This window comes from Waltera sp., from assembly GCF_046969025.1.
Lineage (GTDB): Bacteria > Bacillota > Clostridia > Lachnospirales > Lachnospiraceae > Acetatifactor > Acetatifactor acetigignens.
The window spans coordinates 1-2,065 of record NZ_JBKVQF010000049.1; the positions used below are offsets into that span (position 1 = coordinate 1).

Annotated in this window: 1 protein-coding gene and 3 tRNA genes; all 4 read right to left on the minus strand. The window is 48.1% G+C overall.

The features are described from left to right. Positions 1–64: 64 nt before the first annotated feature. Positions 65–146: transfer RNA gene (locus ACLTOH_RS15180), tRNA-Leu, on the minus strand. Between the two features lie 132 nt (positions 147–278). Beyond that, positions 279–1,658, minus strand: a complete 1,380-nt coding sequence (locus ACLTOH_RS15185) for an MATE family efflux transporter (RefSeq protein WP_337418697.1) — start codon at positions 1,656–1,658, stop codon at positions 279–281. Between the two features lie 150 nt (positions 1,659–1,808). After that, positions 1,809–1,881: transfer RNA gene (locus ACLTOH_RS15190), tRNA-Lys, on the minus strand. Positions 1,882–1,890: 9 nt separating this feature from the next. Then, positions 1,891–1,962 (minus strand) — tRNA-Gln (locus ACLTOH_RS15195). Between the last annotated feature and the right edge of the window lie 103 nt (positions 1,963–2,065).

The window sequence follows — 2,065 nt, forward strand, 5'->3', positions numbered from 1 at the left end:
CCTGACCTTTCGCGTGTGAGGCGAACGCTCATCCCGGCTGAGCTATGCTTCCATAATTACGCAATGCGGATAACAGGACTTGAACCTGCACGTCTGTTGACAATAGAACCTAAATCTATCGCGTCTGCCACTTCCGCCATATCCGCTTACTAACTGCCATATCTGACGATTAGTTTAAAACCTTGACAAACGGGAATGCTCTCTGCCAAAGGACCTTGAATAATTATACTCTTCCTTCCTTTTGCTTGTCAAGCATCCCCGCCACATCTGTTTCTATTTTATTCTGTAATCTCTCTTGTCGTTACCGGTTCTCCAATGTGGCATATGATCTTTTTATAGATCCTTACGAGGAAATAGGTACTTAAGAGCAGGCTGGCCAGTTCCGCGATGGGAAAGGCCCACCAGATCAATGTCACTTCACCGCTTAAGGACAAAAGCTTTGCCACCGGAAGCAGCACGCACATCTGTCTGGCCACGGACACGATCATACTGTAGACGCCGTTACCCAGTGCCTGGAATACGCTTCCCACCACGATACAGAAGCCAGCAAACACAAAGCTTAGGGAAATGGTCTCCAGCGCCGGAACACCGATGGCGATCAGGCTTTCCTCCGCATCAAACATACGCATGAGCTGTGCCGGGAAGATGTGCATTACAATCAGTCCCACGCACATGATACCCACACCGTAAGCCACACTATGCTTAATCGTCCTAATAACCCGGTCCTTATGCCTTGCGCCATAATTGTAGGCAATGATAGGCACCATGCCGTTATTCAGTCCAAACACCGGCATAAACACAAAGCTCTGCAGCTTAAAGTAAATGCCGAACACTGTCTGGGCGGAACCGAATGCCGCCAGGATCAGGTTCATTCCATAGGTCATCAGGGAACCGATAGCCTGTACCACGATGGAAGGGGCTCCCACCTTATAAATCTGTCCGATCAGATGACCGTTGGGATGGAATCCTTTCATGGAAATATCCAGTTCCTTATTGAATTTCAGATTAAACCATAATGCCATGGATGCGGCAACGATCTGTCCAAACACGGTAGCCACTGCAGCACCGGCGATTCCCATGCGGGGCATACCGAAATACCCAAAGATCAGGATCGGGTCCAGAATGATATTGATGATCGCGCCGGTTGACTGGGTAATCATCGTATATATGGTCTTACCGGTAGCCTGTAACAGCCTCTCAAAAGTCGTCTGCAGAAAAATACCCATTCCCGCCACACAACAGATCGTCAGATAGGTCACACCGTATTCCCGCACCTCCATAACTTCCGTCTGGCTGGAAAAAAACGGTCTGCTGATCAGTGCACCGATCACCGCAAAGCCTATATAGCTGGCAATGGCGATAAAAATACCGTTTCTGGCAATAATATTGGCTTTCTCAAAATCCTTTTCTCCCAGGGTTCTGGACAAGAAGGCATTGATACCTACCGCTGTTCCCACCGCCACAGCGATCATCAGACTCTGGATGGGGAATGCCAGAGATACAGCACGTAGGGCATATTCGTTGATCCTGGACACGAAAATACTGTCCACAATATTGTACAGTGCCTGTACCAGCATGGAGATCATCATGGGCAGTGACATGGAGATCAGTAATTTGTCTATGGGCATGACGCCCATCTTGTTTTCTTTCGTCTGCATAGTATTTCCTTTCTTCTATAAAATGGAATAAAAAAAGCCCCGAAAGGGGTTTTCAAAATGTGAGGATGCTGTATAAAAGAACCAAGTGAAGCATGGGGAGATCTCGACCAGGGGGTTCGAATCCCCAAATCAGGATATCACAACACCTAGTGAGGCATGGGGGATTCGAACCCCCGACAACTTGATTAAAAGTCAAGTGCTCTACCGACTGAGCTAATACCCCATAATAAAACAGGGCTAGCTGGATTCGAACCAGCGAATGCAGCAGTCAAAGTGCTGTGCCTTACCGCTTGGCGATAGCCCTATAAATATGACACCAAGCGTGCCATTACGACACTTCACTCATAATAAAGGTGGATAAAGGGATTCGAACCCTTGGCCTCCAGAGCCACAATCTGGCGCGCTAA

Excerpts from the sequence above, each read along its gene's own strand:
- ACLTOH_RS15185 (WP_337418697.1), bottom strand. The coding sequence starts at position 1,658 with ATGCAGACGAAAGAAAACAAGATGGGCGTCATGCCCATAGACAAATTA.